The sequence below is a fragment of the Serratia sp. A07 genome (assembly GCF_058725505.1).
The window spans coordinates 92,240-118,011 of sequence record NZ_JBZXDO010000016.1 but is presented as its reverse complement, the minus strand read 5'-3'; the positions used below and the strand labels follow the sequence as shown (position 1 = coordinate 118,011).

The window sequence follows — 25,772 nt, the reverse complement described above, 5'->3', positions numbered from 1 at the left end:
AAAGCGGCCTGCACTACAACCTGTTCCGCTACTACGAACCCGAGGTGGGGCGTTTCACCACGCAGGATCCGATAGGGCTGCGCGGTGGGCTGAACCTGTATCAGTATGCGCCGAACCCGCTGATGTGGGTGGATCCGTTGGGGTTATCTCCAGTAAGCCCAAAAACTGTTCTTTTCTCACAAGACAGTATTAATCCTGTCTTCGATGATGGCAGGAATGTTAATGAGTTAATTCATAGATTGAAAAACGATCCGTCATATATCAATCAAGTAGAACCTATTAGAAAAGTAAGAATGCGTGATTTACCAGAAAATGTACAAGAAAGGTTAATTTCCCAAGGTGCACATAAGGATTCTGTCTTTAGTCTTGATAACCGGCGTCTTTATGCAGCTAAAGAGGCTGGTGTAGCCAAAATCCCTTCTAGGTGGGCAACACAGGAAGAATTGTCGAAAATTAATCTTAATAGGCGTTTTTCAACTAAGAATTCAGGCAGGTCAATTAGAACTAGAGGATGTGCTTAAAATGAATGTACAAGCAATAAAAACTAAGTATGGGATCATGCTAGGACGAGATGCCTTGATTATTTCTGAACATGAAATGAGTTTTTCTCCTTTTACATTTAAAGTTAAAGCGTTGCTTTCGTTATCGGCATGCGAGCCAGAGATTTTGAATGAGGCAGATGTGAAAATAGAGTTCTTTTTTAGTGAAATAGAAAGGATGTCTATTTATAAAGTTGATGACTACCCTTATGAGAGGTATTCAGAGTCAAGCTTTGATTTGCTGGAAGAATACAGTTCAGGAAAAAAAAGAGTTGCGTTAAGTACTTATGATCATGTTTTCGATGTTACAGGTAATTTTAAAATATTGTATGAATAACGGGGCGTTTTGAGTCGCAGAAAAAGATCGAAGTGGTAGGAGGCATAGTAACAACAACAGTCGCTGCGCGACACCTTTGGATTGATAGAACACACGAAGCAGGACTACTCGATGTCTCAACACCATCGAGTAGGTACCTGTAACCTATTAGCTGTTAAACCAATAACGGCGTGGGCGGTAGCGTGCTAAAACTACGAATCCGTGAAGTATGGCCAAGCCCGTGGTTATGAACAGTATTATATGGAAAAATATAAAACAAGCACTGGTGTTATAGGTGAGGGAATATCTCCGGTGAATAGAGGAAATAAATACAATTCATTCATGGCCGTACAGATCCTCGCGCAGTAGCATTTAAAGATGCTTGTGTAAATAAGAAAAGGTTAGGAGGTGAATGTTGATGAGTAAACCCGAGCTTTGGGGTTGGGAAAAGAAATCAAGGACAATGCTCAGATTTATTAAGCCGGGTGATGTATTCTGCTTTAAGCTAACAGATGAAAAGTATCGTTTTAGGCGGATTATATCTAAGGTTAGCATTGGTCACTCGGCAGAAATATTTGATGCATTCTCTAAAGAGCCGAAGGTGCCAGATGATTTGTTCTCTAATGCCCAAGTGGGGTCACACCCAATAATTTTGGATGCATATAGTCTGTTTGATAAAAAAATCTCTGGTGAGTGGAGAATTATAGGTCATCAGGAAGGGCAGGTTAAAAAATTCGAAAATACCTATTTTGTGTATGGCGCTTTAGGGAATAGAAAGAAAGTAGATATGTATGGGAATAGTGAAAATGTTTCTGATAAAGACTCGGAACATTATCCGCCATATATGCCTAGTAATGACATGCACGTGCGGAAATTGCTAGCTATTTAATTTTCAAATGATGATGTCTAATAGATTATTCAATTGAGAGCCATCTAAGTATAAGGGTGGCTTGAATGGGGTGACGGAATATCTGGATGATGTGTCAGCGAAATTCACATCAGTCCATTCTCAGCTGATTTTCGGTGAAATAAATCGTGAAAAGTTAATATTTAGCTCTTTAGAAATTATTATAAAATCAAACAGTTAAGATTATATGGCAGGCCGCCTGCTGCAACACCGCGAACCTAATCAGGGCAAACCGGGCGCGCGGCTGGTGTACGATCTGGCGGATAACCTGCTGGGCGAGCGCAGCCCGCAGAGCGACATCGACGCGCACCTGCCGCTGGCGCCGAGCGCCGACAAACTAAATACCCAATGTGCCATCAATCAGGGTGCGACAGTGCCCGCCGATCCAGGGTTCGCCGTCAATAAAACGCACGCTCACGCGGCCATCTCGATTCAGTTGGGTGCCTTGGCGCACCAGGTAGCCCTGTGCGGTCTGGCCGCCGTCGGGAAAGCGGTTGGCCTTCAATAAGCGCGCCAGGCAGGCGTTGGCGCTGCCGGTCACCGGATCTTCAATCAAGGCACCGCATTCCACCATAAACGCGCGCATTTCGTAATCGGCCGGTTCGGCCGTGGTGCAGGCGCCATAGATCACCACGCCATCCACATCGCAAGCCGTTTGCAGCCGTTTAATCGTGGCCTGATCCGGTGTCGCCGCCAGGCAGGATTGTGCGTCCGGCAGGCGCACCATCAGCCAGCGAATGCCCATCTCGGCAATCACCGGCAGGGGGCCTCCTTCAATCACCGCGGGCCGTAAAGCGGCCATCAGCCGTTCTGTTTCCTCAGCCGCCATTGGGCGAAACTCAACTTCGGGTGCGGCGAACGCCAATGTGCCTTCCGGCAGGATATTGACCGCCACCAGGCCGACGCCGCATTCCTGCATCACCGTTCCAGGCCGTTTAGGCGTCAATCCGGCTTCCAGCAGGGCGTGGGCGGTGCCCAGCGTTGGGTGGCCGGCGAAGGGCAGCTCTTTTTCGGTGGTGAAAATGCGCACCTTATAATCCGCCGCCGGGTGCGTCGGGTTAAGTACAAAAGTGGTTTCCGAAAGGTTGGTCCAACGGGCCAATGCCAGCATCTGCGCGGTGCTCAGCCCCTCGGCCTCCAGTACCACCGCCACGGGGTTGCCCTGCAGCGGCGTACGGGTAAACACGTCCACCTGTTTGTAGGCGCGGGGTGTCACATCATCACTTCTGAGCATTGGCCATCATCCGTTATCAACAAAACCTGATGATAACGATATTCGCCAATGGCTTCAAAGGGTTGAGTTTTGATTTGAGATACCCGCCCGTCGCCATTTCAGCTCCGGCTTGGCGAACATCACCAGGTTGCCCAGCAGGATCAGGCACAGGCCCAGCACGGCGTTGAAGTGCCACTGATAGCCTTCGTAGATCGTTGAGATGGTCAGCGCCACCAGCGGGAACAGCAGGGTGCTGTAGGCCGCCGCGCCGGCGCCGATGCGGCCGAGCAGGCTGAAGTAAGCGGCGAAGGCGATCACCGATCCGAAAATCGCCAGGTACAGCAGGGAGCCGATATAGCGGCTGCTGTGTTCCATCTGGAACGAGGCGCCCTGCGCCAAGGCGATCAGCGCCATCAACAGCGCGCCGTAGGTCATGGCGTAGGTGTTGGTGGAAAAGATATCCAGCCCGCGGCGCTGATGGCGCGTGCTGATCATGTTGCCCAGCGAGAAGCCGTAGGTGCCGAGCGCGCTCAGGCCGATGCCTTTGAGCAGCTCCGGCGCTATGCGGGTGGCGGCCAGATCTTGCCAAAACAGCGCCACGATGCCGGTCAACCCCAGCAGCGCCGCCGGCAGCAGGTTGGGGCTGGGGCGCTGGCGGAAAAACAGCAGGCTGTTGAGGGCGTTGAACAGTACCGCCATCGAGAAGATCACCGATTCCAGCCCGCTGCTGATGTAGGCCGCCGCATGGTAGAAGCAGAAGAAGTTGAAGCCGAACACGCAGCAGCCCTGCAGCACGCAGAATAGATGATCGCGCGGAGCGAGGCGGCGCAGGCGGCGCGTTAGCAGCAGTACGGCGAACATCACCGCGGCGGAAATGGCGAAGCGGTAAGCGATCGATACGGGAATGGCCACCGGCCCTTCCTGTTGCAGGGTGATCGCAATCCAGGTGGTGCCCCAAATCAGCACCACGGCGAGGTACAACAGCGCATTCATTCTATTTGTTACTCCGAAAAAACCGATGGCGCAGTATCCGCTTTGGCGCGCGGCGGCGCTTGCAGCGCTTTGCGCTCAGTTGCATATTCTTGCGCTTTTTTTGCCAAAAGCGCGGGGCGGCGGCTGGTATGCGGCGGCGCCACTCTTTACACTGTCGGCATGTCGAACAACGGGGCCGGCGATGTCCAACTATCAGGCGTTTGAAACACTGCGTGAGCACAAGGCGCGGCTGCACGGCAGCGTGCTGCTGGGCACCGGCGTGGAGCTGGCCGCCTGGTCCAACTGCAACGATCGCGTCACGCAGGAAAGCGCCGACCACCATACCCTGAGCCTGTACGTCGCCGACGGCTATGAGTGCTACCAGCAGGTGCCGGGCGGCTGGCGCAACGGCGGCGGGCCGGATCGGTTCTGCATCATGCCGCGCCAATACGCCTCCACCTGGGATGTGCGCAGCGATTTGTCGTTCGTGCACCTGTATTGCACCGATGGGCATCTGCGGCAGCTGGCGGAGCAGACCTGGGATCGCAGCCCGGCGGCGATCAACGTGGAGCCGCGCAGCTTCGGCGAAGATCCGCAGATCACGCTGCTGTACCGCCAGTTTTTGCTCAACTGCGACTGGCGGGACAGCGCCAATCTGCTGGCGCTCAGCAGCGCGTCGAACCTGCTGATGTCACACCTGATCCAACGTTACAGCCAGCTGCAGTGGAAGCTGCCGCCGGTGCGCGGCGGCCTGGCGCCTGCGGTAGCCAGGCGGGTGCGGGAATATATCGCAAGCCACCTCGATCGGCCATTGCTGTTGGCGGATCTGGCGGCGCAGGCCGGGTTGAGCGAATACCATTTCGCCCGCATGTTCAAGCACGCCACCGGCCTGGCGCCGCACCAGTTCGTGATGCGCGCCCGGCTGCAGCGGGCGGAACAGCTGTTGCGGCATAGCCAACAGCCGATCACCGAGATCGCGCTGGCGTGCGGCTTCAGTTCCGCCAGCCATTTCAGCAACCGCTTCAAGGCGGCCTATGGATTTGCTCCGCTGCAGGTGCGGCTGGGGCGCTAACCGAAAGGGAGTGCAGCATGGATCAACAGTTTGCCGGGCTGGGCGTGTTGTTTGTCGCCGGATTCGGGCCCATCACGCGTGAGAACGACGAGAGCAAGGCATTTTATGTCGAGGCGCTGGGGCTGCCGCTCAAGCCGATGCCGGGCAACGAAACCTATCTGCTGTCGGAGCAAGGCGCGCTGGACGGGGTGAAGCATTTCGCCCTGTGGCCGCTGGCGCAGGCGGCGCAGTCCTGCTTTGGCGACGATCGCTGGCCGGCGGATCTCGCGGTGCCGCAGGCGTGGATCGAGTTCGACGTGGCCGACATGGCGGCCGCCACCCAGGGGCTGGTCGATCGCGGTTATCGGCTGTTGGTCGCCAACCGCGAAGAGCCGTGGGGGCAGAGCGTTACCCGTTTGCTCAGCCCGGAAGGGTTGCTGGTCGGCGTCACCTATACGCCCTGGCTGCGGTAAACGCCACGCCGTTCGCCGCCGCCTGCCGGCGGTGAGCGGCTTAAGAACAAATACGCATTAGCTTAAAGCGGTCTGCGCTATAGACCCATCAAATCCCCGAGTGGTTTCCCTTCCTGTAAGCAGAAATTCCGTTCATTGCGTAAAAACCAATGGCCAGAACGCGCTATTGCCATGCCATTTTACGGCGATTTTCCCCCGTCTTTTTTTGCCGCCAGGTGCCTGATGGGAATAGAGATTATTCTTATATTTCCGCCAACCCTTAAGAAATAATAATGATTCTCGTTTTCAACCACGGAAAGGAGAAGGAACGATGAAAACAGTGAAGCGAACGGGCATCGCGCTGGCGATAGCCCTGACTTTCCCCCTGGCATTGCCCGCCGCTACGGCGGCGCAACCCTCCCTGACAAACAGTAAGGCGGCGACGATGACGGAAAAACACGGGCAGTTCATTGCGGTCGGTAAAGTGGTGCAGGTGACCTTCGGCGATTTCGCCTTCAAGCTGGATTTTACCGATGACAAGACCATGACCTTCACCGGCATCGGCGAGGCGTCGCAGGGCATCACCGATACGGTGCAGTACACCGCAGTGGAGATTCGGCCGAAGGTTTACATGGTTTATTGGCACGAACCGCAGTCCGGCGACAACGTGACGCATATCGAGGACTTTGAGCGCGGCGAGGTGTACACCAACATCGCCGCCAAGGACGGCAGCTTCACCCATCTGAAAGGGCAGCTGAAAATCGTAGGTCACTCAGGAAAATAAGGAGCAGTTATGAAAAAGGCATTGATCACCTGTGCAATCGTCGGCGGCTTGCTGGCGAGTTACCCGGCGCTGTCAACGGATCAGGCGGCGTCTTACAAATCGGCCGGCAAAGGCGGTTATCATCATGCCCAGCAGAAGCTGAAGGTGGTGGAAGATCTGTACGCGGGCTTCTTCAACCGCCACGACATCGGCGTGGCGCAGAGGCTGATTGTGGAAAACTACAAGCAGCATAACCCGTTCGTCGGCGACGGCATCAAGCCGTTCCTGGATTTCTTCAGCCAGACCTTTAAGGACAATCCGCAGTACAGCGCCAAAATATACCGCAGCGCGGTCAACGGCGATCTGGTCTATGTTCACGTCAAATACCAAAATAACCCGCAGGATCGCGGCACCGCCAGCGTGGATATTTATCGGGTGAACGATCAGGGGAAAATCACCGAGCATTGGGACGTCAATCAGGATGTGCCGGAAAAATCGGCCAACGACAATACCATGTTCTGATCCGCAAGGGCCGCTGCGGCGGCCCTCAACACGCCCGCAACACTTTATTTACTTACATAAATATTAAATGACCGCCGCGTCGAGTAGGCTACGGCCGCCTTTGGCAGTGGTGGCACGGTTGATGGGCGTCATTGTCCCGCCACTGCTTGAGGCGTTTCCCCGCATTTCCCGTTATCCCGCGCGTTGACTCTCCACTTTTTTGAACTGATGGCGCAGCTGCAGCGCATTGCAAAGCACCAACACCGCCGTCACCGCGAACACCCAGCGGAACCCCATCATCGCCGAAATGCCCGAACCCAGCAGCGGGCCAACCACGTTGCCCAGGTACATAAAGGATTGGTTATAGCCGAAGATGCGCCCGGTTACCTGATCGGAGGAATACCTCAGCAGCAGTGCCTGCACCGCCGGCATCAGCGCCCCGTCGGCGAAGCCGAGCAGGAAGCGCAGAATGCCCAGCTGCAGCGGCGTATTGACCCAGGCCATCACGGCGAACAGCCCGGTGGTGAACAGCAGCGCGGCGATCAGGATGCGCGCGGTGCCGATGCGATCGCCGAGGCGCCCGAGGCGCGGCGCCGAGATCAGCGCCGCAATGCCGGGCACGGCGGCGATCATGCCGCTGACAAAGGCAATATTGCTGACGTCGCCGGACAGCTCGCGGATGAACAGCGTCAGGATCGGGCTGATGGACGAGTTGGCCAGCTGGATCATCAGGGTACAAACGAACAGGGTGACGATCAGCGTCGGATAGGGCAGCGAACGGAATACCGCCTTGCCGCTCAGCTGATCCGCTTTTTTCACCGTGATGCGCCGCTCTTTAATCAGGAACAGCGTCACCAGGAAGCTGACGAACATCAGCCCGGCGGTGACGAAAAACACCACCCGCAGCCCCAGATGATCGGCCATCAGCCCGCCCAAGAGCGGCCCGGCGATCACGCCGGAGATCTGCCCGGTAGAGAGCGTGCCCAGCGCCCAGCCGCTTTTATCGCGCGGCGCCTGCGAGGCGACCAGCGCCATGGCGTTGGGAATATAGCCGGACGTCAGCCCCATCAGGGCGCGCAGCGCGAACAGCTGCCAGACGTTGGTGGCCAGCCCCTGCAGCGCGATGACGATCGCCATGCCCAGCGAGGCGCGCAGCAGCATCAGCTTGCGGCCTTTGCGGTCGGCCAGGCTGCCCCACAGCGGTGAGACTACCGCCGAGACCAAAAAGGTGCCGCTGAACACCAGCCCGGACCACAGGCTGAGGGATTGGTGATCGCTGACGCCGAGCTGTTCGACGTACAGCGGCAGAAAAGGGAGGATTTGGCTCATCGCCAGCCCGGTGAAGAAACACCCGAGCCAGACCGAGATCAGATTGACTTTCCACGCTTCCATCGGCTTACCGTACCACGTTGAATAAGGAGGGATTTATTAAGCAAAATAATAATAACACTGCAAATTAATCGGCGAGGGGCAAATGCGTGAGCAAACGTAACCCTGCCGATGCAGTGTCTTTTTTGCTATATATTAATAGCTATATTATCATAGGTAACTGGGTTAAGCCAGAGCGGCGCGGTAGCCAGGAAGGGCACCGCGCGATCCGGCGGTGTGAAAGCAGGGATAAACTGAACGCTAGATTGATGCCAATGAAGAAAGATCATCCTGAAGACGTGACGCTGCTGCGCACGCAGTTAATGTCGCTGGTGCGCCGTTTACGGCGCGAATCGCGCAGCGACGAAAAATCCTGGGCCCAACTGATGCTGTTGGGGGCTATCGATCGCCACGGCGGCGAGGCGACGCCGTCGCTGCTGGCGGAATCGGAGCGCATGCGTTCCTCTAACCTGGCGGCCGCGTTGCGTGAGCTGGAGGCCGATGACTTGCTGGTGCGCACGCCGGACGCCGAAGACAAACGCCGGGTGCGAGTGCGCCTGACGCCCGCCGGGCTGGGCCTGCTGCAGCAAAGCCGCAGCCGACGCGAGGCGTGGCTGCTGGCGGCGATGGATAGCTGTTTAACGGAGCGGGAGCAGGCGCTGTTGATTGAGGCGGGGGCCTTGATGGCGCGGCTGGCGGCGGCGCCGCCAACGGAAACGGAATAATCGCTGGGCGGCCGGTGCGCCGCCCCTGCGGCGAGATTACGGCATCGGCCAATCGACCGGCATGGTGCTGACCACGTCCACGTAGCGATCCCAGGCCGAAGACCAGAATTGGGTGAAGGCTTCCAGGGTAAGGTGGATGCCCATCAGGCCCATCACGAACCAGCAGGCGGTAAACAGGCCCAGGCTGCTGAACATGAACGCCATGCCGTTACGGCTGGTCTTACGGCAAACGACGTTTAACTGGCTGGCGAAGAACATCATCACGGCGCTCAGCAACTCCCAGCGCATCATGACTAAACCGGTGGCAATGGTACTCATCGAACTCGATCCTTTGTAACAAAAAGCCGCATCCGGCAGGGCGCCGACAGGGGAATGCGGGGGAATATCGGGAATAGTGTGATTAAGATCACATTGTAGCATTGGGGCGAACGGCGGCTCAATGGGAAGCGCGGTGAAAAAAACGCCGACGGTAACATTCCAATATGCTGAAACAGTTATGCCATTTCATTAGCAACCTTTTCATGGGGCGGTGCGCCCGATAACGCTATGCTTGCCGGCTTTTCAGTTCCCTGATTTTGCGGGGAAATGTGACGCAAAAGGTATCGGCACCGCATGGCCCTGTTAAAAGAAAAAATTCGCGACCACTCTGCGGAAGAGAGGCTGTTTATCCGCCGGGCCGGCGTAGCGCTGGCGCTGGTGGTGGTCTGTTTCGGCGTGCTGATCGCCAATCTCTACCGGCTGCAAATCCGCCAGCACGGCTTTTACCAGACGCGTTCCAACCAGAACGACATCAAGATGCTGCCGATCGCCCCCAGCCGCGGGCTGATCTTCGATCGCAACGGCATTCCGCTGGTGCGAAACGTGACACTGTATCGTATCGAGGTCACGCCCAGCAAAATCAGCGACATGGCGGCGCTGCTGCAGGCGCTGACGCCGATCGTCGACTTGACGCCGGAGGACATCAGCGCGTTTCGCGACGACATGCAACACAACAGCCGCTACAAACCGGTGACGCTCAAAGCCGGGCTGAGCGACACCGAGGTGGCGCGCTTTGCCGTCAATCAATACCGTTTCGACGGGGTGACGATCGATACCTATCAACAGCGTGAATATCCTTACGGCGCCCAGCTGGCGCACGTGCTGGGCTATGTGTCGAAGATCAACGACAACGATCTCAAACGCCTGGACAAGGCCGGGCTGAGCGAGAACTATGCCGCCGACCGCAACATTGGCAAACAGGGCATCGAGGCCTATTACGAGTCCGAACTGCACGGCACCACCGGCTATCAGGAGGTGGAGGTGGATAACCACGGGCGGGTGATCCGCCTGCTGAAGGAGCAGCCGCCGAAGGCCGGCAAGAACATCTACCTGACGCTGGATTTACCGCTGCAGCAGTACATCGAATCGGTGTTGAAGGGACAGCGCGCCGCGGTGGTGGTGGAAGATCCGCGCGACGGCGGCATCCTGGCGATGGTCTCCAGCCCCAGTTACGATCCCAATCCTTTCGTCAAAGGCATCGGCTATCAGGCCTATAAGACCTTGCTGACCAACCCGGATTTGCCGCTGATCAACCGCGTCACTCAGGGCTTGTACCCGCCGGCGTCGACGGTGAAGCCCTACATGGCCGTTTCGGCGCTGTTCGCCGGGGTGATCACGCCCACCACCACCTTTTTCGGCGCGCCGACCTGGACGCTGCCCGGCACCGAACGCCGCTACCGCGACTGGCTGAAAACCGGCCACGGCATGCTCAATGTCACCAAAGCGATCGAGGAGTCCGCCGACACCTTCTTTTATCAGGTGGCGTATGAGATGGGCATCGATCGTATCCACCATTGGCTGAGCCAGTTCGGCTACGGCCAGTCCACCGGCATCGATCTGAACGAAGAGTACCGCGGCGTGCTGCCGAGCCGCGACTGGAAGCTGAAGGTGCACAAAAAGGGCTGGTATCAGGGGGATACGGTTTCGGTGGGCATCGGCCAGGGGTATTGGGTGGCGACGCCGATCCAGATGGTAAAAGCGCTGACCACGCTGATCAACAACGGCCAGGTGAAAACGCCGCATCTGCTGTATTCGTTGCAGCAGGGCAACCGGGTGACGCGCTACCAGCCGCCAGCGCAAGCGGCGCAGATCGGCGATCCCCACTCGCCTTACTGGGGCATCGTACGCAACGGCATGTACGGCATGGCCAACTTGCCAAACGGCACCGGTTACAAGCTGTTCCACACCGCGCCGTATCAGATCGCCGCCAAATCCGGCACCTCGCAGGTGTTCAGCCTGAAGCAAAACCAGACCTACAACGCCAAAATGATCCCGGTGCGGCTGCGCGATCACATCTTCTATACGCTGTTCGCGCCTTACAAAACCCCCCGGGTGGCGATGGCGCTGATCCTGGAAAACGGCGGCGGCGACGGCGTGGTGGCGGGGCCGACCGCCCGCGCGATCCTCGACCATATTTTTGACCCGGCCAACGCGCCGCAGCCCGGCGATCCGGCGCAAAGTAAACCGCAGTTAAACGACAGTGCTGATGTGCAACGGTGATGCGGTTTGTTTTTACTTTCTTACAAACTGCAATCTCCTGACCATTTCCGGCAAGGTAGACTGAAATAACACCATAAACCGAATAAAAACGCAGGGTTAACACAACAGTGGCGCCATCGACCAAAAAAAGCGGTAAAACCTATTCCACAGTTCGTTTCGGCTGGATTTGCGCCGGCATGCTGGTCTGTTTTTTTCTGTTGGCGTTCAGGGTCGGCTATCTGCAACTGCTGGAACACCAGCAGTTGGCGGATCAGGCCGACCAGCGCTCGATCCGCACCCAGGTGGTGCCGACCAACCGCGCCATGATCACCGATCGCAACGATGAGGCGCTGGCGGTCAGCGTGTCGTCCATAGACATCGTGCTGGATCCGAAACACATTCTCGATACCCAGACCGACACCGGCAACGAACGCTGGCAGAGCATGGCCAACGTGCTGAAGATCCCGCTGGCGGACGTGCAGCATCTGATCCAGAGCAACGCGCATAAGCGTTTCGTCTATCTGGCGCGCAAAGTGGAGGACGACAACGCCGCCTACATCAGCAAACTGCACCTGACCGGCGTCAGCACCGAGCAGGATTTCAGCCGCTTTTATCCGATGGGCCAGGACGCCGCCGGGCTGATCGGCATCGTCGGCCAGGACAATCAGGGGCTGGAGGGCATCGAGCTGGGCTTCAACCCGCTGTTGCAGGGCAAAAACGGCCTGCGGGTCTATCAGAAGGACGGCAGCGGCGCGGTGATCGGCGTGCTAAAAAGCGTGGATCCGGTGCCGCCGCCGAACGTGACGCTCAGCATCGACAAATTTATTCAGTATGTGCTCTATGCGCAGATCCGCGACGGCGTGGTGGCCAACCAGGCCGACTCCGGCTGTGCGGTGCTGGTCAAGATCGACACCGGCGAAATCCTCGGCATGGCCAGCTACCCGTCGTTCAACCCGAACAACTATGGCAGCACCCCGGCGAAAGACATTCGCAACGTGTGCAGCAGCGACAGCTTCGAGCCGGGCTCGACGGTGAAACCGGTGGTGGTGATGGTGGGGCTGGAGCATAAGCTGATCCGGCCGGATACGGTGCTGGACACCACGCCGTATCGGGTGAACGGTCACCTGATCAAAGATGTCGGCCACTGGTCGAAGCTGACCATCACCGGCGTGCTGCAAAAATCGAGCGACATCGCGGTATCGCACATTGCGCTGGCGCTGCCGGCCACGGTGCTGCCTGCGGTCTATCGCAGCTTTGGCCTGGGGCGGCCGACCGAGCTTGGCATCGGCAACGAGAGCAGCGGCTATCTGCCGCAGCATCGTGAACGCTGGGCCGATATCGAACGCGCTACCTTCTCCTTCGGCTATGGGCTGCGCGTGACGCCGCTGCAGATGGCGCGCGAGTACGCCGCTATCGGTTCCTTCGGCATTTATCGGCCGCTGTCGATCACCAAGGTGACGCCGCCGGTGATGGGGCAGCGTATTCTGCCGGCGGATACGGTACGATCCGTGGTGCATATGATGGAGAGCGACGCCTTGCCGGGCGGCAGCGGGGTGAGCGCCGCGGTGCCGGGTTACCGGCTGGCGATCAAAACCGGTACCGCCGAGAAAATGGGCCCGAGCGGCAAATACGACGGCGGCTACATCAACTACACCGCCGGCGTGGCGCCGGCCAGCGATCCGCAGGTGGCGCTGGTGGTGATGGTCAACAACCCGAAAGCCGGCAAGCACTTCGGCGGTTCGGTGGCCGGGCCGGTGTTCGGCAAGATCATGGCCCAGGTGCTGGAGCACATGAATATTCTGCCGGATGCCCAGCCGCTTAACGTGGTGTCGTCGGTCAAGGGGTAACCGAGGGTGAGTGAGATTCCAGCAGGCGCTTCAGCGCCTGCAGATCGGCGTTCACCAGCCCGGCGTCGCGGGCGAACAGCGCATCGTCCATATCCGGCTGGCGGAACAGGGTGAAGATCACCTCGGTGCCGCGCCGGTTGGCGAGCGCGCGCAGCGGCACGTAGACTACGCCGCCGTCCGGCAGCGTCACCCAATGATCCAGCACGCCGAAGGCATTTGGCGCGCTGAAGCGAATGTGGATCCGCCCCTGCGGGGTGTCCGCCACCCAGTCTTCATCTTCTCGCCGCAAGCTGTTCGCTAACCCTTTGGCCCACAAGGGGAAGTTTTCCGGCTGGCTGAGAAAGGCATACACCTCGTCACAAGGGCGGTTGATGGTAACATGCAGCGTTTGTGCGCTCAGCATCGTGGTTTCTCCGGTTGGCGGCGATACTTCAGTGTAGATCCCGGCGCGCTTAGAAGTAGTAACCGATGTTCACGTTGGTGCGAAAATACCATTTATTGCTGCCGGGGGACTGGGTGCCGGTCCAACCGGTGGCATTTTCTACGCCGCCCCACGGGTTGGCGTTCTGCGCCCAGGTCAGATCCACCCACAGCATCACCGGCATGGCGAACACTTGTACCCCCAGCGTGTTCATTTTAGAGTCGGAGCCGCCGTGCCTGTCCTTCCAGAGCACGCTGTAATCGTTGTAGAACCGCAGCTTTTTCACCGGCCCCCAGGGCACGTCGACGTCGCGCGCCAGGTTGATGGCGGCGGTGGTGGCCTGCGACGGGATCAGATAGGCCGGCGTCAGGCCGTTGCCCCCCATCAGGATCACCGAATTGTTGGCCCCGGCCGGGCCTTTGGCGTCGTAACCGTAGCGGATCACCTGGCCGGACAGATGCCAGGGATCGTAATTCACCAGCGTATGTAAGCCTGCCGCCCAGAAGCTGCCGTTATCGCCGGTCGCCTGGTTGTAGAGCCGCGAGGCCGCCAGAGAACCGCCGAGCTCATTGTTCCAGCCGCCCTGATGGAAAGCGCGCGTCAGCCGCAGGTTTACCTGATCGCGTTTTTCGTTGCGCTGCAGGTGCTGTGACGCGTAGTTGGTGTTTTTCAGATCGTCGTAGCTGGCGACGTCGGGGGCGTAACGCACGCCGGTCGGCATCATGCGCGGGTAGTAGGCGGCGTCGAAGGCCCAATCGTCATGCTGGTATTGGTATTTGGCGCCCAGCCCGGTGTTGACGCCAAAGCCGAGGTAAAACGGAATGCCGTACGACCAGCCGAACTGCGGGTAGGGCATCAGGCCGAACGGTTTGAACGGCGCGCCGAGCTGCACGGCGGAATGCTCAGACAGGTGGTAGCCGACATAGGCGCGGTCGATGGCGTATTTGCGCCGATCCTGAAACCAGAATCCGCTATCGAAAAACGCGTCGTTTACCTGGCCGGCGGCATCGATGCGAAAGGCGTCAAAGCGTAAATGCGGAGGATTCCGATAATTGCTGCTGTGCCAGTCTTCATAGCGATAATTGGCGCGCAGTGCGCCACCGATATCAATATTCTTTTTATTATCCTCGCTTTGCCAATGAATATGCGGAAATGCCGGGCGGCTTTTTTTTACCGGTGCCGCGGTGGCGGCAACGTCGTTGGGTATTGCGGCGACGGTTGCATAACTCACTGGTGAAACAAGGAAAAAACAAAGCGAAATTTTGCGCATGCCAGGCCCCTGAAGAAAGTAGACTGTTTATTAAGGCGAGCGAGTTTCACCTGTGGACAGGGTGATTACGCTCATCAGTTTTATATTTGAGACGATTTTATCGAGCGTTTCATATATTAAATTTAGCGCCGGTTAATATATGAAACTTTGTTTCTTTTTTAATGGGAAAACTATAAATCCGGTATTAAACAAGTCAAGAAATAAAAATGAGAGTTGACGGGCAATACCGATTATTCGGTTGTCTTGGTCGGCGGGGGCGGCACACAGCAGGCTGAAATATTAGTGTCATCAATGCCCGTTAGACTCGCGGCATCCTGGTATTACTGACTAAAAATCATGAACATAAAACTGACACTGGGCCGCAGGGTAAAATCTGCGGCGGCGCTGCCGCGCGCGTTTGGCTTCGGCAAGAGCATGGGCTTATTAAGCGGCGTAATTTGCGTTATCGCGCTATTTTCTCTGCTGCAACTGTTTTCCACCGTATTTATTTCTAATATTCTGCGCGACGCCAAGGCTAACCTGGTGGCGGGCGATGGCTTGCATCGCCAGCAGGCGACGATGGATCGCGCTAGACTGTCGCTGCTGACGGCCAGCGACAGTCTGAACCGTGCGGGCATTTACTACCTGCAGGACAAAGCCACCGGCTCCGACGGCAGTTGGCACAGCCTGCTGGATGAGTCGTTGGCGGCGCTGCAGGCCTCAGAGCAGGCCTTCGCCCAGTTCGAGCGCCTGAGCGCGGAGGCGCCCGAGGCGGCGGGCGCCCTGAAAGACAGCTACCGTCTGTTCTATGACGGCCTGAAAGAGCAGGCGCAAGGGTTGCAGGGCAGCAGCATCGATGCGTTTTTCGCCGTGCCGATCCAGGCGTTTCAGGCGGATTTTAACGAGAAGTACCTCGCTTATCAGGCGCTGAACGAGCGGCGTGGCGATGACGTCAACGTGCGGCAATTGGCGGCGTTGGAGCAAGCCAGGACCTTTGCGCTCGGCGCGCTGGCCGCGCTGGCGCTGATCGCCGTGGGGGTGTGGGTCGGCGTCTCTCGCTGGGTGATCGCACCGCTGTGGCGGGCAATCGCGCACCTCAACGTGCTGGCCGCCGGCGATCTTTCGCGGCCGCTGCCGCCTGAGCGGGCATTCAACCGCGAGATGCACCAGCTGCAGACCAGCATTGGCCACATGCAGGGCGGCCTGCAGCGCCTGGTCAGCGAGGTGCGCGATGCGGCGAGCGGGATCCTGAACGGCGTCGGGCGGCTGGCGGACGGCAATCGACAGTTGACGGCGCAGTCGGCGAAGCAGAACGGCGAATTGCAGTTGGCGACTGAGCACGTGCAGCAGCTGGCGGCTCGGGTGGAGGAAAACGGCCAATATGCGCAGCAGGCCAGCCAACGAACCGAACAGGCCCGGCAGTGCGCCGGCGCTGGTGAGCAGATGATGGAAACCGTCAATGTTTCGATGCAAGGGATCGTCAACCAATCGGCCGAAATGCGCGGCATCGTCGCGCTGATCGACAGCGTAGCGTTCCAGACCAATATTCTGGCGCTGAATGCGGCAATCGAGGCGGCGCACGCCGGCGTTCATGGCCGCGGCTTTGCCATCGTGGCCAAAGAGGTGGGGCTGCTGGCGCAAAAAAGCAGCCATTCGACGCGCGATATTCAGCAGTTGATCAACCGTTCGCTGCAGCAAATCGATCAAGGTTCGCAGGCGGTGGATCTACTGACGGGCAACCTGCGCCAGATTATCGATCTGGTGAACAAATGCAGTGCGCTGATGGGGGACATTTCCCTGGCGTCGCTCAATCAGGGGGAGAGCATTCAGGACGTGACGGCGCGCATCTCGGCGCTGAATCAGGTGGCGCGCCAAACCGGCACGGTGGTGAACGCGGTGACCGAGGCCTCGCAGCTGTTGCAGGGCGAGTCGGAACGGTTGGAAAAAGCGATGGCGCGTTTCAGGCTGCCGGCGCAATAAATACTTCCGATGCAGGTTAATGAATAATAAAGCTGCGCTTAACGTTATTTATTATTTTCGTGCCCTGAGAAAGTTCAGCGGTTAAATAAAAGCGCAGGCCGACGCTTATGGATTAAAAAAACATCGGCCTGCAGAGATTATTTTTGACGGGATGATTAACGGCTGGTCTGGTGGCCGATAATGCCGCCGAGCGCTGCGCCGCCAAGGGTGCCCAGCGTGCTGCCGTCGGTCAGCACCGCGCCGCCGACGGCGCCCACGCCCGCGCCGATCGCCGTGTTGCGATCGCGATTGGACATATGCCCACATGCGGTAACGGAAAGCGTTGCCATCACCACCACCAACACACCTGCGGCACGTTTAATATTCATAATGAGTTCCTGGTAATTTGACTGATTAATAGATTAAAAATAATCCGATTAACCTGCCGGTAGAAGTTGGGATGAATGTATTCCTCCGTAAGAAAATCGAACAGGTAAAAATTCTTAATTTTGCGGCGGTGAAAAGCGATTGCTCGCCGAATGTGCGGCCGCCGGTAAAATCGTGGGTCTATACTGGAAAGACGCCTCGCGGGGTGCGGGGCGCACACTCTGGAGGCCGCCATGTCCGATCTCGTTTCCGCATCCGGCAAACCGGTGAAAATCCCCGGCCCGGACCACCCAATCACCTTGACCCGCCATCCGGCGCGGGTTGTCGTGCGTGCAGCCGGTCAGATCCTGGCCGACAGCCGCAACGTGCTCATCCTGCAGGAAGCCACCTATCCGCCGGTGTTTTACTTTCCGCGTGAGGATGTGAATCGGGCGCTGTTGCAGAAAAACGAGCACGTCAGCTACTGCCCTTATAAGGGCGACTGCAGTTATTTCTCCCTTGTGCTTAACGGCGAGCAGGAGGCCAATGTGGCCTGGAGTTATGAAATGCCCTACAACGCCGTGGTGGCAATCAAGGATCATCTGGCATTTTATCCCGATACAGTGACGGAGATCCGCACCGAAGCATGAGCCGCCGCCATCGGGCGGGGGCAGGTTGACATTCTTATTGTCCCTACTCATTATGTGTATTACCGGAAATTGATACGCTTTCCTTATGTTTTAATCCGACATAAACGAAACTCTGAGCAGGTGCCAAGGTGTCTACCTCTACGCGATTTGCCGTTGCCATCCATATTCTGACCAACATCACGCTGTGTCGCGGCCAGACGGTGCGTTCCGAAGATATCGCGCGCAGCGTCAACACCAACCCGACGGTGGTGCGGCGCATCCTCGGCGCGCTGGCGGAGGCCGGGCTGACCTATTCACAGATGGGGCAAGGCGGCGGGGCGCTGCTGGCGCGGCCGGCGGAAGCGATCTCGTTGCTGGACGTGTATCGCGCGGTAGAGGATCAACCGTATTTCATGCTGCACCGTACCCGGCCTAACGATGCGTGCTATATCGGCCACGCGATTACCCCGGTGCTGGAGCAAGAGTTCGCGCGCGTCGGTCACGCGCTGGAAGCCAGCCTGGCGCAAACCAGCATCGCCGAAATGGCCGGGCAGGTCGAGCGGCGCGCAGGCTATCCTTTTGTCCCTTGTTCACCGCAATATCAAGCGGATACGCAATAAAAACCCACGCCAATTCCCGCTACGCGCAGAGCATTTTTTGCATTGCTTTAATGTAATTGTGTAAGTTACATTAGCTCGCATCAAGTGTGATGTAGCTCACGTTTTAGACTGCCTCCCCACGATACTCAACCGATTGGCCGGAAACCTTTTCTTCCGGCGCAGATTCGCTGTGCTTATAAACCAGGAGAGAACGATGTTAGAAATGATTGAAAGCTTGGCCACCGTGGTGGTCCTGGTGCCGGTAATGGTGGCCGTCTTGCTCGGCGCGATTTACGGCCTGGGTGAAGTGTTCAACGTCTTTTCCGCTATCGGCCGCAAAAACGGCTGATGGCACGCCAGGGGGCGGTTCTCGTCCTCCGGCTCCCCCCGAATTATCCTGCACCCTCCCTGCGTCATAGCGTAAATACCCCTCTACTCCAGAAAAAGTCGGGCGCTCAGCGTATTGATGAACACCCTGAGTTTCGGCGTCAGGTGCTTGCTGGAAGGCCACAGGACTTTAAAGCTGCCGCTGTGGTGACTATGCTCGCGCAATATCTGTTGTAATCGCCCCTGTTCCCGTGCGCGCTTCACGGCAAAATCCGGCAAACAGGCGATGCCCTGGCCGCTTTCCGCCAGGTAAATCAGGGTATCGACGGTGTTGCAGACCAGCCGGGTGTTGATCCCCTCGGCGAGCAGCTTTTCCCATCCGGCGATCGGCCAGGGTTCCACTTTGCCGGTCGAGGGAAATTTGTACAGCAGGCAGGCATGGCCTTGCAGTTCCGCCGGTTGATGCGGGATCCCCATCTGGCGCAAATAATCCGGCGAGGCCACCAGCTGCAGTTGAAACGTGCCCAGCTGGCGGCTCATCAGCCGTGAGTCCTCGGTCTCGCCGACGCGAACTACGGCATCAAAGCCTTCTTCGATGACATCGACCCGGCGGTCGGAAAAATCGGTTTCCAGCTCAATCTCCGGGTAACGCCGGACGAACTCCGCCAGTACCGGATTCAACAGGCCGCCCACTAACGGCAAACTGACGCGCAGCTTGCCGCGCGGCGCGCTGTGCGTATCGCTGATTTCCCGTTCCGCCGCCGCTAATTCCCCGAGAATACGCTGGCAGCGGAGCAGAAACAGCCGGCCTTCGGCGGTCAACGTCATGCTGCGCGTGCTGCGGTGGAACAGGCGTGCACCCAGCCGATTTTCCAGGCGGGCGATGCTTTTCCCCACCGCGGAGGCAGAAATGCCGAGCACGCGGCCGGCCTCAACGAAACTCAGCGTCTCCGCGGCCTGCACAAAGACGCTCACCCCAGACAGATTATCCATTGCTTGCCTCATTGCGGACGAAATTGTCCGCTATGAAAGGAAATCTAGCCTGTTTTTCCGTTAATCGCCACGCTCTATGCTCGGTGGCGACAGCATGGGCTGACTACCTGGAGCAATAAAGATGAGTGAATACGGATCCTCCGCCAACGCGATCGACGGCGCGATAGAGAAAGCTTTGCGCGAAAAACGATTGGTTGGCGCGGTCGTTTTGGTGGCGCAGGGCGGTGAGATCGTTTATCGACGCGCGGCGGGCATGGCAGATCGCGAAGCGGGCAAACCGATGGCGTGCAATACGCTGTTCAGGTTAGCTTCGGTGTCCAAACCGATCGTGTCCACGGCGGCGCTGGCGCTGATGGCGCGAGGAGACATGCGGTTGGACGATCCCGTTACCCGCTGGCTGCCGGATTTTCGTCCGCGGCTGGCGGACGGCACCGTCCCGTTGTTGACGCTGCGCCATTTGATGACCCACACCGCCGGGTTAAGCTACCGTTTTTTTCAGCCGGAAGGCGGATGCTACGCCCGATTGGGCGTCTCCGACGGGATGGATGAGGCGGCGCTCAGCCTGCCGGAAAATGTGCGGCGCATTGCCTCCGCGCCGTTGCTGGCACCGCCCGGCGCGGAGTGGCGTTATTCCATCGCCACCGATGTGTTGGGCGCGGTTATTGAACGGGCGAGCGGCCTGCCGCTGGCGCAGGCGGTCAAAAAATGGTTGCGTCAATCATCGCCATCACCTGCCGAAACATCGCGCTTTCCGCATCGGCCAGTTCGTTGACCAGTGTAAAGTGGTTACAGTGGCGATCGGCCAGCAGCTGGACGTCGAGGCCGCGCGCCAGGCAGGCGTCATAATAAGCCTGCGTCTGGTTTTTAAACCCTTGGGTTTCCCGCTGGCCGACGTCGAGCAATATCTGCGGCGCATGTTCCTTCGCCGGCAGTAAAAACAGCGGGCTGAGGGTTTGCGCCTGCTCGGGCGTCAGGTGCAGCCAGTCGTTGATGTAGATATCGCACAGCGGGCGCAGATCGTAGAGGCCGCTCAGCGCCAACGCGCCTTTGATCGCGTTGGGCGGCAGGCGATAGCGTGGTTGCCAGCCGTCGGCGATCAGCATGCCGCACAGGTGGCCGCCGGCCGAACTGCCGCTGACGAAAATGCGTGCCGGATCGATGCCGAAAGGCGCCCCGTGATGATAAAGCCAGGCGACGGCACTGCGCACCTCGTGCACGATCTCCGCCAGCGTCGCTTCCGGCGCCAGCGTGTATTCCAGTGTGGCGACCGCCACGCCGCGGCGGGCAAACGCGGCGGCCATCGAACAGGCTTCCTCTTTGCGCTGCGAATGCCAGTAGCCGCCATGAATAAAGATCAGCAGCGGGGCGGGCTGCGTGCAGGCCGGGAACAGATCGAGGCGCTCTGCGGCGCTCATGCCGTAGCGCAGGTCGTAAATACCGGGTGTCTGCGCCTTGGCGCGCTGGGCCAGCGCGGCGTATTCCGCCATGCAGGCGTCAAAATCTTCCACCGAAGCGCGGGCGTTGTATTGCACGGCGCGCGCGCTCAGGTCTTCAAACGTCAGATCGATGCTCATCACTTCTCCGGATTGTTATGCGTTATGCCTTCATCATCGTCCCGCAGGCGAAAAGATGTTTGATCTCCGGTGCGCATCATTGCGGCTTCTCTGATGCTGTTTTCTGCTGTATATTGCTGTTTTATGCTTTTATTGCGGAATAAACCCATGCACAAAGCGGCACGACAGCGCCATTTACTGGATTTGCTCAGCGAACGCGGGCAGGCGGCGGTGGCGGAATTGGCCGGCGCCATCGGCGTTTCGGTCGATACCGTGCGCCGCGATCTGGCCGATCTCGAACGGCAAGGGTTGGCGCAGAAACATCACGGCGGGGCGATCGCGCTCGAACCGTCCGACATGCCGCGCCAGGCGCGTGCGGCGCTGTTGCCGCAGGTCAAGCAGCGGCTCGGCCGCGCGGTGGCCGCGCAGATCCCACCCGGCAGCACCCTGATGCTGGATGCGGGCAGTACGCTGCTGGCGGTGGCGCAGGCGCTGCGTGGGCCGGCCACGGTGATCACCGCTTCACTGGATATCGCGTAGTGCCTGAGCGACAGGCCGGAGATCAACCTGATTCTGCTTGGTGGCCAATGGGATGTGCGCCAGCGGCTGTTCGCCGGCGGCGCCACCCTGGCGTTGCTGGCGCGCTACCGCGCGGACATCGCCTTGCTGGGCGCCTGTGCGGTGCATGCGCAGCTGGGGCTGAGCGCCGGCGAGGAGGCCGATGCCGAGGTCAAACGCGCCATGCTGGCCAACAGCGGCGAGCGCTGGCTGGTGGCCGACCATATGAAGCTGGATCGCTGCGAACCGCATCACGTTGCGGATCTGGCGCAGATCCAACGGCTGTTTACCGATCGCCCGTGGGACAACCTGGACGAACAATCACTGATTGAACTTTGTGTCGTCGCCGACGACCGCTAGAGGAGAACACTGATGAACGATATCGCACGACCGTTGCAGGTGGCGCTGATTGGCTACGGCTTTGTCGGCAAGGCGTTTCACGCGCCGCTGATTAACGCGGTGCCGGGGCTGGAACTGAGCGTGGTGGCTTCGCGCGATGCCGCCAAGGTGCATGCCGATCTGCCCCACGCGCAGGTGATCGCCGACCCGCTGGAGGCTATCCGCCGGCCGGAGGTGGATTTGGTGGTGATCGCGTCGCCGAACGATACCCATGCGCCGCTGGCGCTGGCCGCGCTGGAGGCGGGCAAGCACGTGGTGGTGGATAAGCCCTTTACGCTGGATTTGGCGCAGGCGCGTACGCTGATTGCGGCGGCGGAAAAACACGACCGCCTGCTGTCGGTGTTCCAGAACCGCCGCTGGGACAGCGACTACCTGGGCGTGAAGCAGGTGATCGAACAGGGGCTGATCGGCAAGGTGACCCACTTTGAGTCGCACATCGATCGCTACCGCCCTGAAGTGCGGGTGCGCTGGCGTGAACAGAATCTGCCGGGCAGCGGGCTGTGGTTCGATCTGGGGCCGCACATGGTCGATCAGGCGCTGCAGCTGTTCGGTTTGCCGCAAAGCGTGCAGGCCAACATCGCCACGCTGCGCCCCAACGCGGAGGTTAACGACTGGGCCCACGTGGTGCTCAACTACCCGACGCAACGCGTGATCCTGCACGGCAGCATGCTGGTGGCGGGGGGCGTAGCGCGCTTTACCGTGCACGGCGAGAAAGGCAGCGTAGTCAAAGCGCGCGCCGATGGGCAGGAGAGCCAGCTGCTGGCCGGCGTGACGCCGGGCTCGGCGGAGTGGGGCAAAGACGACGACGCGATGAGCCTGTTTATCGGCACGGAGCCGGTGCGCACGCTGCCGACGCCGGATGGCGACCAGCGTCAGTATTATGTCCAGGTACGCGACGCGCTGCGCGGCGCCGGCGCCAACCCGGTTACCGCTGCGCAGGCGCTGGCGGTGATGGCGGTGCTGGAGGCGGCCACCCTGGCGGCGGAAACCGGCGTCACCCAAACCCTGCCGCTCACCGAGGCGGAGATCGCCGCCTGGTAACGGCTCGCGTCAGATAAGGCGTCAGACGCATGGATACAGTGCATGTCATGCGTCTTCCGCCATCCCAACCCCTGGCATAGGCTAACCCTCAGTCTATGTCAGGAGTGTTTATCATGTTATCCCATCCTACGCCGCAGGGCGTCCGCGGCATACTGGCCGCACTGTCTCTGAGCATGCTGCTGTCATCGCTCGGCATCAGCATCGCCAACGTCGGGCTGCCGGCGCTCGCCACCGCGTTCCATGCTTCGTTCCAGGCGGTACAGTGGGTATTGCTCTGTTATTTGCTGGCCGTCACCACCTGCATCATCGGCATCGGTCGCTTGGGCGACAGCCTTAATCGCCGCCGCCTGCTGCTGGCGGGTATCGCGCTGTTTACCGCCGCTTCGCTGGCTTGTGCGCTGGCCCCGCAGCTTTGGCTGCTGCTGGCGGCGCGCATGGCGCAGGGGCTGGGGGGCGCGGTCATGATGTCGATCGCCATGGCGCTGGCGGGCGAGGCGCTGGGCACGGAAAAAATCGGCCGCGCGATGGGGCTGCTCGGTACCATGTCGGCAGTGGGCACCGCGTTGGGGCCGTCGTTGGGCGGCGCGCTGATCGCCGGTTTCGGCTGGCGGGCGATGTTTCTGATCAATCTGCCGCTGGGCCTGCTGGCGCTGTGGCTCGCCTGGCGATACTTGCCGGAGGGGGCGCGTCCGGCCGCGCGCCAGGAACCGTTCGATCGCGCCGGTACGCTGCTGCTGGGCGGCGCATTGCTCTGCTATTCGCTGGCGATGACCCTGGGGCGCGGCAATTTCGGCGCGCTCAACCTGGCGTTGATGCTGGGGGCCCTGTTGGCGGGGGCGCTGTTCATCGGCGTGGAGCGCCGCGCCGCATCGCCGCTGTTGGCGCCGACGATGTTCCGCCATCCGGCCCTGACCGCGGGGCTGGCGGCCAGCGCGCTGGTAATGACGGTCATGACCGCCACGCTGGTCGTCGGGCCGTTCTATCTGTCGCGCGCGCTGGGGTTAAACGCTGCGCAGGTCGGGCTGGTGATGTCGGCGGGGCCGGCGGTGGCGATCCTGACCGGCATTCCGGCCGGTTATCTGGTGGATCGTTTTGGATCGCAGCGCATCGCCCAGTTTGGGCTGGCGGCGGTGGCCGCCGGTGCGGCGTTGCTGTCGCTGCTTAGCCACTGGGGCGTGCTCGGCTATGTGGCACCCATCGCGCTGCTGACCGCCGGCTATGCGCTGTTTCAGGTGGCCAACAACACCATGCTGATGAAGGATCTGTTTCCCGAGCGACGCGGGCTTGTCGCCAGCATGGTGAACCTGGCGCGCAATCTCGGGGCGATCACCGGCGCTTCGGCGATGGGGGCGCTGTTTTATCTGGCTTCGCAGCGGGTGGTGGGAACCGCCGCCGCCGCGGCTTACGGTATGCGTGTGACCTACGGGACGGCGGCGCTGTTGGCGCTGGCGGCGTTGCTCATCGCCTTCGGCGGCCGCCGGCTGATGCTGCGTTACGACGCGCGCTGAACCGCGTAGCGTTCTTGCACGAAGCCGTTGTCCGAGGGAGTGACGGCGAGCAGGCGCAGGCGCTGCTCCGGACCATCGGTGCCGAACAAGGGAATGCCGCCGCCCAACAGCAGCGGCACGCGCGTGATAGTCAGCTCGTCGATCAACCCGGCCTGCAGGAAGCGCTGGACGGTCTGGCCGCCGTCGATATACAGGTGACGGCAGCCTTGATCGGCCAGCTGCGCCACGATGGCCGCCGGTTCGCCAGTCATCCAGCGAACGTGCCCGGTATCTTGTTGTGCGGGCGGCTGCGTCGACAGCACCACCACCGGCAGTTCGCCATAGGGCCACTCGGGAAAGGCGCGGACTTTCTCATAGGTATGGCGCCCCATCACCAGCGCGTCGATGTCGGCGATAAACGCCTCATAGCTTAGCCCGTTGAGCAATGAAACCGCGTACTCGGGCCGCAGCAGCCAGTCGATGTCGCCGTCCGCTCCGGCGATGAAGCCGTCCACGCTGGTGGCGATGTAAACCGAGCATTTCATCAGGCGAGATCTCCCCGGTAAACCACATGCACCTTGTTGCCGTCGGGATCGCGCAGGTAAGCACCGAAATAGCCTTTGCCGTAGTGCGCGCGTTCGCCGGGTTCGCCTTCGCTGCTGCCGCCCGCCAGCAGGCCGGCGGCGTAGGCGCGCTTGACCTCCAGCTCATCGGCGGCGAGAAAGGCCAGCATGCTGCCGTTGCCGGCGCTGGCGGGCTGTCTGTCGAAGGGCTGGTAGGCATAGAAACGCGGCAGCGTTTGCCCCGGCATCACCCAGCAGCGGGCGGCGGGGCCGCCGTCCGGCGTCACTTCCCGCCGCTGTAATCCCAGCGGCAACAGAATGGCGTCGTAGAATGCGGCGGCGGCGTCCAGATCGCTGACGCCGACGGTAATATGGCTGAACATGGCGCTTCCTTTCCGAAGAGGGATGAACGCATCAAACAGTAGCAGCGATGCTGCCGAATGGACAGAGCGCAACG

At 59.6% G+C, this 25,772-nt stretch carries 27 protein-coding genes and 2 pseudogenes; 18 read left to right on the top strand and 11 right to left on the bottom strand.

From position 1 onward, the window contains the following. From AC4PR2_RS16820 to AC4PR2_RS16810, 3 genes are all read left to right on the top strand, one after another. The coding region (locus tag AC4PR2_RS16820; protein WP_492175298.1) for an RHS repeat-associated core domain-containing protein at positions 1-521 on the top strand (521 nt) is incomplete at its 5' end. A 1-nt stretch (position 522) separates the two neighbouring features. Then, positions 523-876: a hypothetical protein gene (locus tag AC4PR2_RS16815; RefSeq protein WP_084827832.1), complete on the top strand. Its 354-nt coding sequence runs from the start codon at positions 523-525 to the stop codon at positions 874-876. A 397-nt stretch (positions 877-1,273) separates the two neighbouring features. Further along, a complete protein-coding gene (locus tag AC4PR2_RS16810) occupies positions 1,274-1,744 on the top strand; it encodes an Imm26 family immunity protein (RefSeq protein WP_330113537.1) in 471 nt (156 codons plus the stop codon). Positions 1,745-2,099: 355 nt separating this feature from the next. Here the strand turns inward: AC4PR2_RS16810 and AC4PR2_RS16805 are convergent, their stop codons facing one another. Then, on the bottom strand, positions 2,100-2,996 hold the full coding sequence (locus tag AC4PR2_RS16805) for a PhzF family phenazine biosynthesis protein (protein ID WP_492175297.1): 897 nt from the start codon (positions 2,994-2,996) through the stop codon (positions 2,100-2,102). Positions 2,997-3,050: 54 nt separating this feature from the next. Continuing rightward, positions 3,051-3,968: a DMT family transporter gene (locus AC4PR2_RS16800; RefSeq protein WP_492175296.1), complete on the bottom strand. Its 918-nt coding sequence runs from the start codon at positions 3,966-3,968 to the stop codon at positions 3,051-3,053. Positions 3,969-4,149: 181 nt separating this feature from the next. Here AC4PR2_RS16800 and AC4PR2_RS16795 point away from each other — a divergent pair, with 181 nt between their 5' ends. The 4 genes from AC4PR2_RS16795 (at position 4,150) to AC4PR2_RS16780 (ending at position 6,735) form a co-directional block, all read left to right on the top strand. Continuing rightward, positions 4,150-5,019 (top strand): helix-turn-helix domain-containing protein, encoded by an 870-nt coding sequence (locus tag AC4PR2_RS16795; protein ID WP_187322381.1) that lies wholly within the window; start codon positions 4,150-4,152, stop codon positions 5,017-5,019. A 17-nt stretch (positions 5,020-5,036) separates the two neighbouring features. Beyond that, the gene (locus tag AC4PR2_RS16790; protein ID WP_197658281.1) at positions 5,037-5,471 is read left to right on the top strand and encodes a VOC family protein; all 435 of its coding nucleotides are present in this window, start codon (positions 5,037-5,039) and stop codon (positions 5,469-5,471) included. Positions 5,472-5,781: 310 nt separating this feature from the next. Continuing rightward, positions 5,782-6,234, top strand: coding sequence for a MoaF-related domain-containing protein (locus AC4PR2_RS16785; protein WP_204275775.1), 453 nt, complete (start codon positions 5,782-5,784; stop codon positions 6,232-6,234). 9 nt (positions 6,235-6,243) lie between these two features. Continuing rightward, complete coding sequence (locus AC4PR2_RS16780) at positions 6,244-6,735, top strand: nuclear transport factor 2 family protein (RefSeq protein WP_047727596.1); 492 nt, start codon at positions 6,244-6,246, stop codon at positions 6,733-6,735. A 171-nt stretch (positions 6,736-6,906) separates the two neighbouring features. On the opposite strand, the gene AC4PR2_RS16775 is transcribed toward AC4PR2_RS16780, so the two are convergent. Then, complete coding sequence (locus tag AC4PR2_RS16775) at positions 6,907-8,106, bottom strand: multidrug efflux MFS transporter (protein WP_060439983.1); 1,200 nt, start codon at positions 8,104-8,106, stop codon at positions 6,907-6,909. Between the two features lie 251 nt (positions 8,107-8,357). On the opposite strand from AC4PR2_RS16775, the gene AC4PR2_RS16770 reads away from it, so the two are divergent. Continuing rightward, positions 8,358-8,807, top strand: coding sequence for a MarR family transcriptional regulator (locus tag AC4PR2_RS16770; RefSeq protein ID WP_197803251.1), 450 nt, complete (start codon positions 8,358-8,360; stop codon positions 8,805-8,807). Between the two features lie 36 nt (positions 8,808-8,843). On the opposite strand, the gene AC4PR2_RS16765 is transcribed toward AC4PR2_RS16770, so the two are convergent. Continuing rightward, a complete protein-coding gene (locus AC4PR2_RS16765; protein WP_033634498.1) occupies positions 8,844-9,125 on the bottom strand; it encodes a YjcB family protein in 282 nt (93 codons plus the stop codon). 294 nt (positions 9,126-9,419) lie between these two features. On the opposite strand from AC4PR2_RS16765, the gene mrdA reads away from it, so the two are divergent. Beyond that, entirely contained in the window at positions 9,420-11,345 is a 1,926-nt protein-coding gene (gene mrdA, locus AC4PR2_RS16760) for a penicillin-binding protein 2 (protein WP_443014543.1), read from the top strand. Positions 11,346-11,452: 107 nt separating this feature from the next. After that, complete coding sequence (locus AC4PR2_RS16755) at positions 11,453-13,171, top strand: penicillin-binding transpeptidase domain-containing protein (protein WP_492175295.1); 1,719 nt, start codon at positions 11,453-11,455, stop codon at positions 13,169-13,171. Here the strand turns inward: AC4PR2_RS16755 and AC4PR2_RS16750 are convergent. Both AC4PR2_RS16750 and AC4PR2_RS16745 read right to left on the bottom strand, forming a co-directional pair. Beyond that, a complete protein-coding gene (locus AC4PR2_RS16750; protein ID WP_149572409.1) occupies positions 13,161-13,574 on the bottom strand; it encodes an SRPBCC family protein in 414 nt (137 codons plus the stop codon). The genes AC4PR2_RS16755 and AC4PR2_RS16750 overlap by 11 nt on opposite strands. Before the next feature lie 49 nt (positions 13,575-13,623). Next, positions 13,624-14,862 carry a hypothetical protein gene (locus AC4PR2_RS16745; protein ID WP_319856951.1) on the bottom strand — a complete coding sequence of 413 codons (1,239 nt, stop codon included), beginning with the start codon at positions 14,860-14,862 and terminating at the stop codon, positions 13,624-13,626. A 414-nt stretch (positions 14,863-15,276) separates the two neighbouring features. On the opposite strand from AC4PR2_RS16745, the gene AC4PR2_RS16740 reads away from it, so the two are divergent. Then, positions 15,277-16,821 carry a methyl-accepting chemotaxis protein gene (locus AC4PR2_RS16740; RefSeq protein WP_330113583.1) on the top strand — a complete coding sequence of 515 codons (1,545 nt, stop codon included), beginning with the start codon at positions 15,277-15,279 and terminating at the stop codon, positions 16,819-16,821. Between the two features lie 155 nt (positions 16,822-16,976). On the opposite strand, the gene osmB is transcribed toward AC4PR2_RS16740, so the two are convergent. Continuing rightward, positions 16,977-17,189 carry an osmotically-inducible lipoprotein OsmB gene (gene osmB / locus AC4PR2_RS16735; protein ID WP_004940700.1) on the bottom strand — a complete coding sequence of 71 codons (213 nt, stop codon included), beginning with the start codon at positions 17,187-17,189 and terminating at the stop codon, positions 16,977-16,979. Between the two features lie 231 nt (positions 17,190-17,420). On the opposite strand from osmB, the gene AC4PR2_RS16730 reads away from it, so the two are divergent. The 3 genes from AC4PR2_RS16730 to AC4PR2_RS16720 all read left to right on the top strand — a co-directional run bounded on the left by AC4PR2_RS16730 (position 17,421) and on the right by AC4PR2_RS16720 (position 18,743). Continuing rightward, entirely contained in the window at positions 17,421-17,816 is a 396-nt protein-coding gene (locus tag AC4PR2_RS16730) for a DUF427 domain-containing protein (protein ID WP_492175294.1), read from the top strand. Between the two features lie 128 nt (positions 17,817-17,944). Further along, positions 17,945-18,415 (top strand): Rrf2 family transcriptional regulator, encoded by a 471-nt coding sequence (locus AC4PR2_RS16725; RefSeq protein WP_048321542.1) that lies wholly within the window; start codon positions 17,945-17,947, stop codon positions 18,413-18,415. A gap of 193 nt (positions 18,416-18,608) precedes the next feature. After that, a complete protein-coding gene (locus tag AC4PR2_RS16720) occupies positions 18,609-18,743 on the top strand; it encodes an AcrZ family multidrug efflux pump-associated protein (RefSeq protein WP_033643027.1) in 135 nt (44 codons plus the stop codon). Between the two features lie 83 nt (positions 18,744-18,826). Here AC4PR2_RS16720 and AC4PR2_RS16715 read toward each other — a convergent pair whose 3' ends face one another. Beyond that, positions 18,827-19,714 carry a LysR family transcriptional regulator gene (locus tag AC4PR2_RS16715; RefSeq protein ID WP_060418989.1) on the bottom strand — a complete coding sequence of 296 codons (888 nt, stop codon included), beginning with the start codon at positions 19,712-19,714 and terminating at the stop codon, positions 18,827-18,829. A gap of 121 nt (positions 19,715-19,835) precedes the next feature. Here AC4PR2_RS16715 and AC4PR2_RS16710 point away from each other — a divergent pair. After that, positions 19,836-20,414, top strand: a pseudogene (locus AC4PR2_RS16710) (serine hydrolase domain-containing protein); the annotation flags it as partial. On the opposite strand, the gene AC4PR2_RS16705 reads toward AC4PR2_RS16710, so the two are convergent. Beyond that, positions 20,413-21,288 carry an alpha/beta hydrolase gene (locus AC4PR2_RS16705; RefSeq protein WP_330113542.1) on the bottom strand — a complete coding sequence of 292 codons (876 nt, stop codon included), beginning with the start codon at positions 21,286-21,288 and terminating at the stop codon, positions 20,413-20,415. The pseudogene AC4PR2_RS16710 and the gene AC4PR2_RS16705 overlap by 2 nt on opposite strands. A gap of 147 nt (positions 21,289-21,435) precedes the next feature. Here AC4PR2_RS16705 and AC4PR2_RS16700 point away from each other — a divergent pair. The 3 genes and pseudogenes from AC4PR2_RS16700 to AC4PR2_RS16690 all read left to right on the top strand — a co-directional run bounded on the left by AC4PR2_RS16700 (position 21,436) and on the right by AC4PR2_RS16690 (position 24,773). Beyond that, positions 21,436-22,185, top strand: a pseudogene (locus AC4PR2_RS16700) (DeoR/GlpR family DNA-binding transcription regulator). A 12-nt stretch (positions 22,186-22,197) separates the two neighbouring features. After that, entirely contained in the window at positions 22,198-23,265 is a 1,068-nt protein-coding gene (locus AC4PR2_RS16695; protein WP_330113544.1) for an oxidoreductase, read from the top strand. 113 nt (positions 23,266-23,378) lie between these two features. Continuing rightward, positions 23,379-24,773 carry an MFS transporter gene (locus AC4PR2_RS16690; RefSeq protein WP_443014542.1) on the top strand — a complete coding sequence of 465 codons (1,395 nt, stop codon included), beginning with the start codon at positions 23,379-23,381 and terminating at the stop codon, positions 24,771-24,773. On the opposite strand, the gene AC4PR2_RS16685 is transcribed toward AC4PR2_RS16690, so the two are convergent. Further along, the gene (locus AC4PR2_RS16685; protein ID WP_180548589.1) at positions 24,758-25,297 is read right to left on the bottom strand and encodes a dihydrofolate reductase family protein; all 540 of its coding nucleotides are present in this window, start codon (positions 25,295-25,297) and stop codon (positions 24,758-24,760) included. The genes AC4PR2_RS16690 and AC4PR2_RS16685 overlap by 16 nt on opposite strands. Further along, positions 25,297-25,698, bottom strand: coding sequence for a VOC family protein (locus AC4PR2_RS16680; RefSeq protein ID WP_048321551.1), 402 nt, complete (start codon positions 25,696-25,698; stop codon positions 25,297-25,299). The genes AC4PR2_RS16685 and AC4PR2_RS16680 overlap by 1 nt, the downstream gene beginning before the upstream one ends. Between the last annotated feature and the right edge of the window lie 74 nt (positions 25,699-25,772).

What these genes read in the sequence shown, in the direction of transcription:
- AC4PR2_RS16695 (WP_330113544.1), top strand. Translation starts at nt 22,198, where the DNA reads ATGAACGATATCGCACGACCGTTGCAGGTGGCGCTGATTGGCTACGGC.
- AC4PR2_RS16745 (WP_319856951.1), bottom strand. Translation starts at nt 14,862, where the DNA reads ATGCGCAAAATTTCGCTTTGTTTTTTCCTTGTTTCACCAGTGAGTTAT.
- AC4PR2_RS16690 (WP_443014542.1), top strand. Translation starts at nt 23,379, where the DNA reads ATGTTATCCCATCCTACGCCGCAGGGCGTCCGCGGCATACTGGCCGCA.
- AC4PR2_RS16810 (WP_330113537.1), top strand. Translation starts at nt 1,274, where the DNA reads ATGAGTAAACCCGAGCTTTGGGGTTGGGAAAAGAAATCAAGGACAATG.
- AC4PR2_RS16775 (WP_060439983.1), bottom strand. Translation starts at nt 8,106, where the DNA reads ATGGAAGCGTGGAAAGTCAATCTGATCTCGGTCTGGCTCGGGTGTTTC.
- AC4PR2_RS16720 (WP_033643027.1), top strand. Translation starts at nt 18,609, where the DNA reads ATGTTAGAAATGATTGAAAGCTTGGCCACCGTGGTGGTCCTGGTGCCG.
- mrdA (WP_443014543.1), top strand. Translation starts at nt 9,420, where the DNA reads ATGGCCCTGTTAAAAGAAAAAATTCGCGACCACTCTGCGGAAGAGAGG.
- AC4PR2_RS16780 (WP_047727596.1), top strand. Translation starts at nt 6,244, where the DNA reads ATGAAAAAGGCATTGATCACCTGTGCAATCGTCGGCGGCTTGCTGGCG.
- AC4PR2_RS16715 (WP_060418989.1), bottom strand. Translation starts at nt 19,714, where the DNA reads ATGGATAATCTGTCTGGGGTGAGCGTCTTTGTGCAGGCCGCGGAGACG.
- AC4PR2_RS16730 (WP_492175294.1), top strand. Translation starts at nt 17,421, where the DNA reads ATGTCCGATCTCGTTTCCGCATCCGGCAAACCGGTGAAAATCCCCGGC.
- AC4PR2_RS16805 (WP_492175297.1), bottom strand. Translation starts at nt 2,996, where the DNA reads ATGCTCAGAAGTGATGATGTGACACCCCGCGCCTACAAACAGGTGGAC.
- AC4PR2_RS16770 (WP_197803251.1), top strand. Translation starts at nt 8,358, where the DNA reads ATGAAGAAAGATCATCCTGAAGACGTGACGCTGCTGCGCACGCAGTTA.
- AC4PR2_RS16680 (WP_048321551.1), bottom strand. Translation starts at nt 25,698, where the DNA reads ATGTTCAGCCATATTACCGTCGGCGTCAGCGATCTGGACGCCGCCGCC.
- AC4PR2_RS16740 (WP_330113583.1), top strand. Translation starts at nt 15,277, where the DNA reads ATGGGCTTATTAAGCGGCGTAATTTGCGTTATCGCGCTATTTTCTCTG.
- AC4PR2_RS16765 (WP_033634498.1), bottom strand. Translation starts at nt 9,125, where the DNA reads ATGAGTACCATTGCCACCGGTTTAGTCATGATGCGCTGGGAGTTGCTG.
- osmB (WP_004940700.1), bottom strand. Translation starts at nt 17,189, where the DNA reads ATGAATATTAAACGTGCCGCAGGTGTGTTGGTGGTGGTGATGGCAACG.
- AC4PR2_RS16795 (WP_187322381.1), top strand. Translation starts at nt 4,150, where the DNA reads ATGTCCAACTATCAGGCGTTTGAAACACTGCGTGAGCACAAGGCGCGG.
- AC4PR2_RS16685 (WP_180548589.1), bottom strand. Translation starts at nt 25,297, where the DNA reads ATGAAATGCTCGGTTTACATCGCCACCAGCGTGGACGGCTTCATCGCC.
- AC4PR2_RS16815 (WP_084827832.1), top strand. Translation starts at nt 523, where the DNA reads ATGAATGTACAAGCAATAAAAACTAAGTATGGGATCATGCTAGGACGA.
- AC4PR2_RS16750 (WP_149572409.1), bottom strand. Translation starts at nt 13,574, where the DNA reads ATGCTGAGCGCACAAACGCTGCATGTTACCATCAACCGCCCTTGTGAC.
- AC4PR2_RS16800 (WP_492175296.1), bottom strand. Translation starts at nt 3,968, where the DNA reads ATGAATGCGCTGTTGTACCTCGCCGTGGTGCTGATTTGGGGCACCACC.
- AC4PR2_RS16785 (WP_204275775.1), top strand. Translation starts at nt 5,782, where the DNA reads ATGAAAACAGTGAAGCGAACGGGCATCGCGCTGGCGATAGCCCTGACT.
- AC4PR2_RS16705 (WP_330113542.1), bottom strand. Translation starts at nt 21,288, where the DNA reads ATGAGCATCGATCTGACGTTTGAAGACCTGAGCGCGCGCGCCGTGCAA.
- AC4PR2_RS16790 (WP_197658281.1), top strand. Translation starts at nt 5,037, where the DNA reads ATGGATCAACAGTTTGCCGGGCTGGGCGTGTTGTTTGTCGCCGGATTC.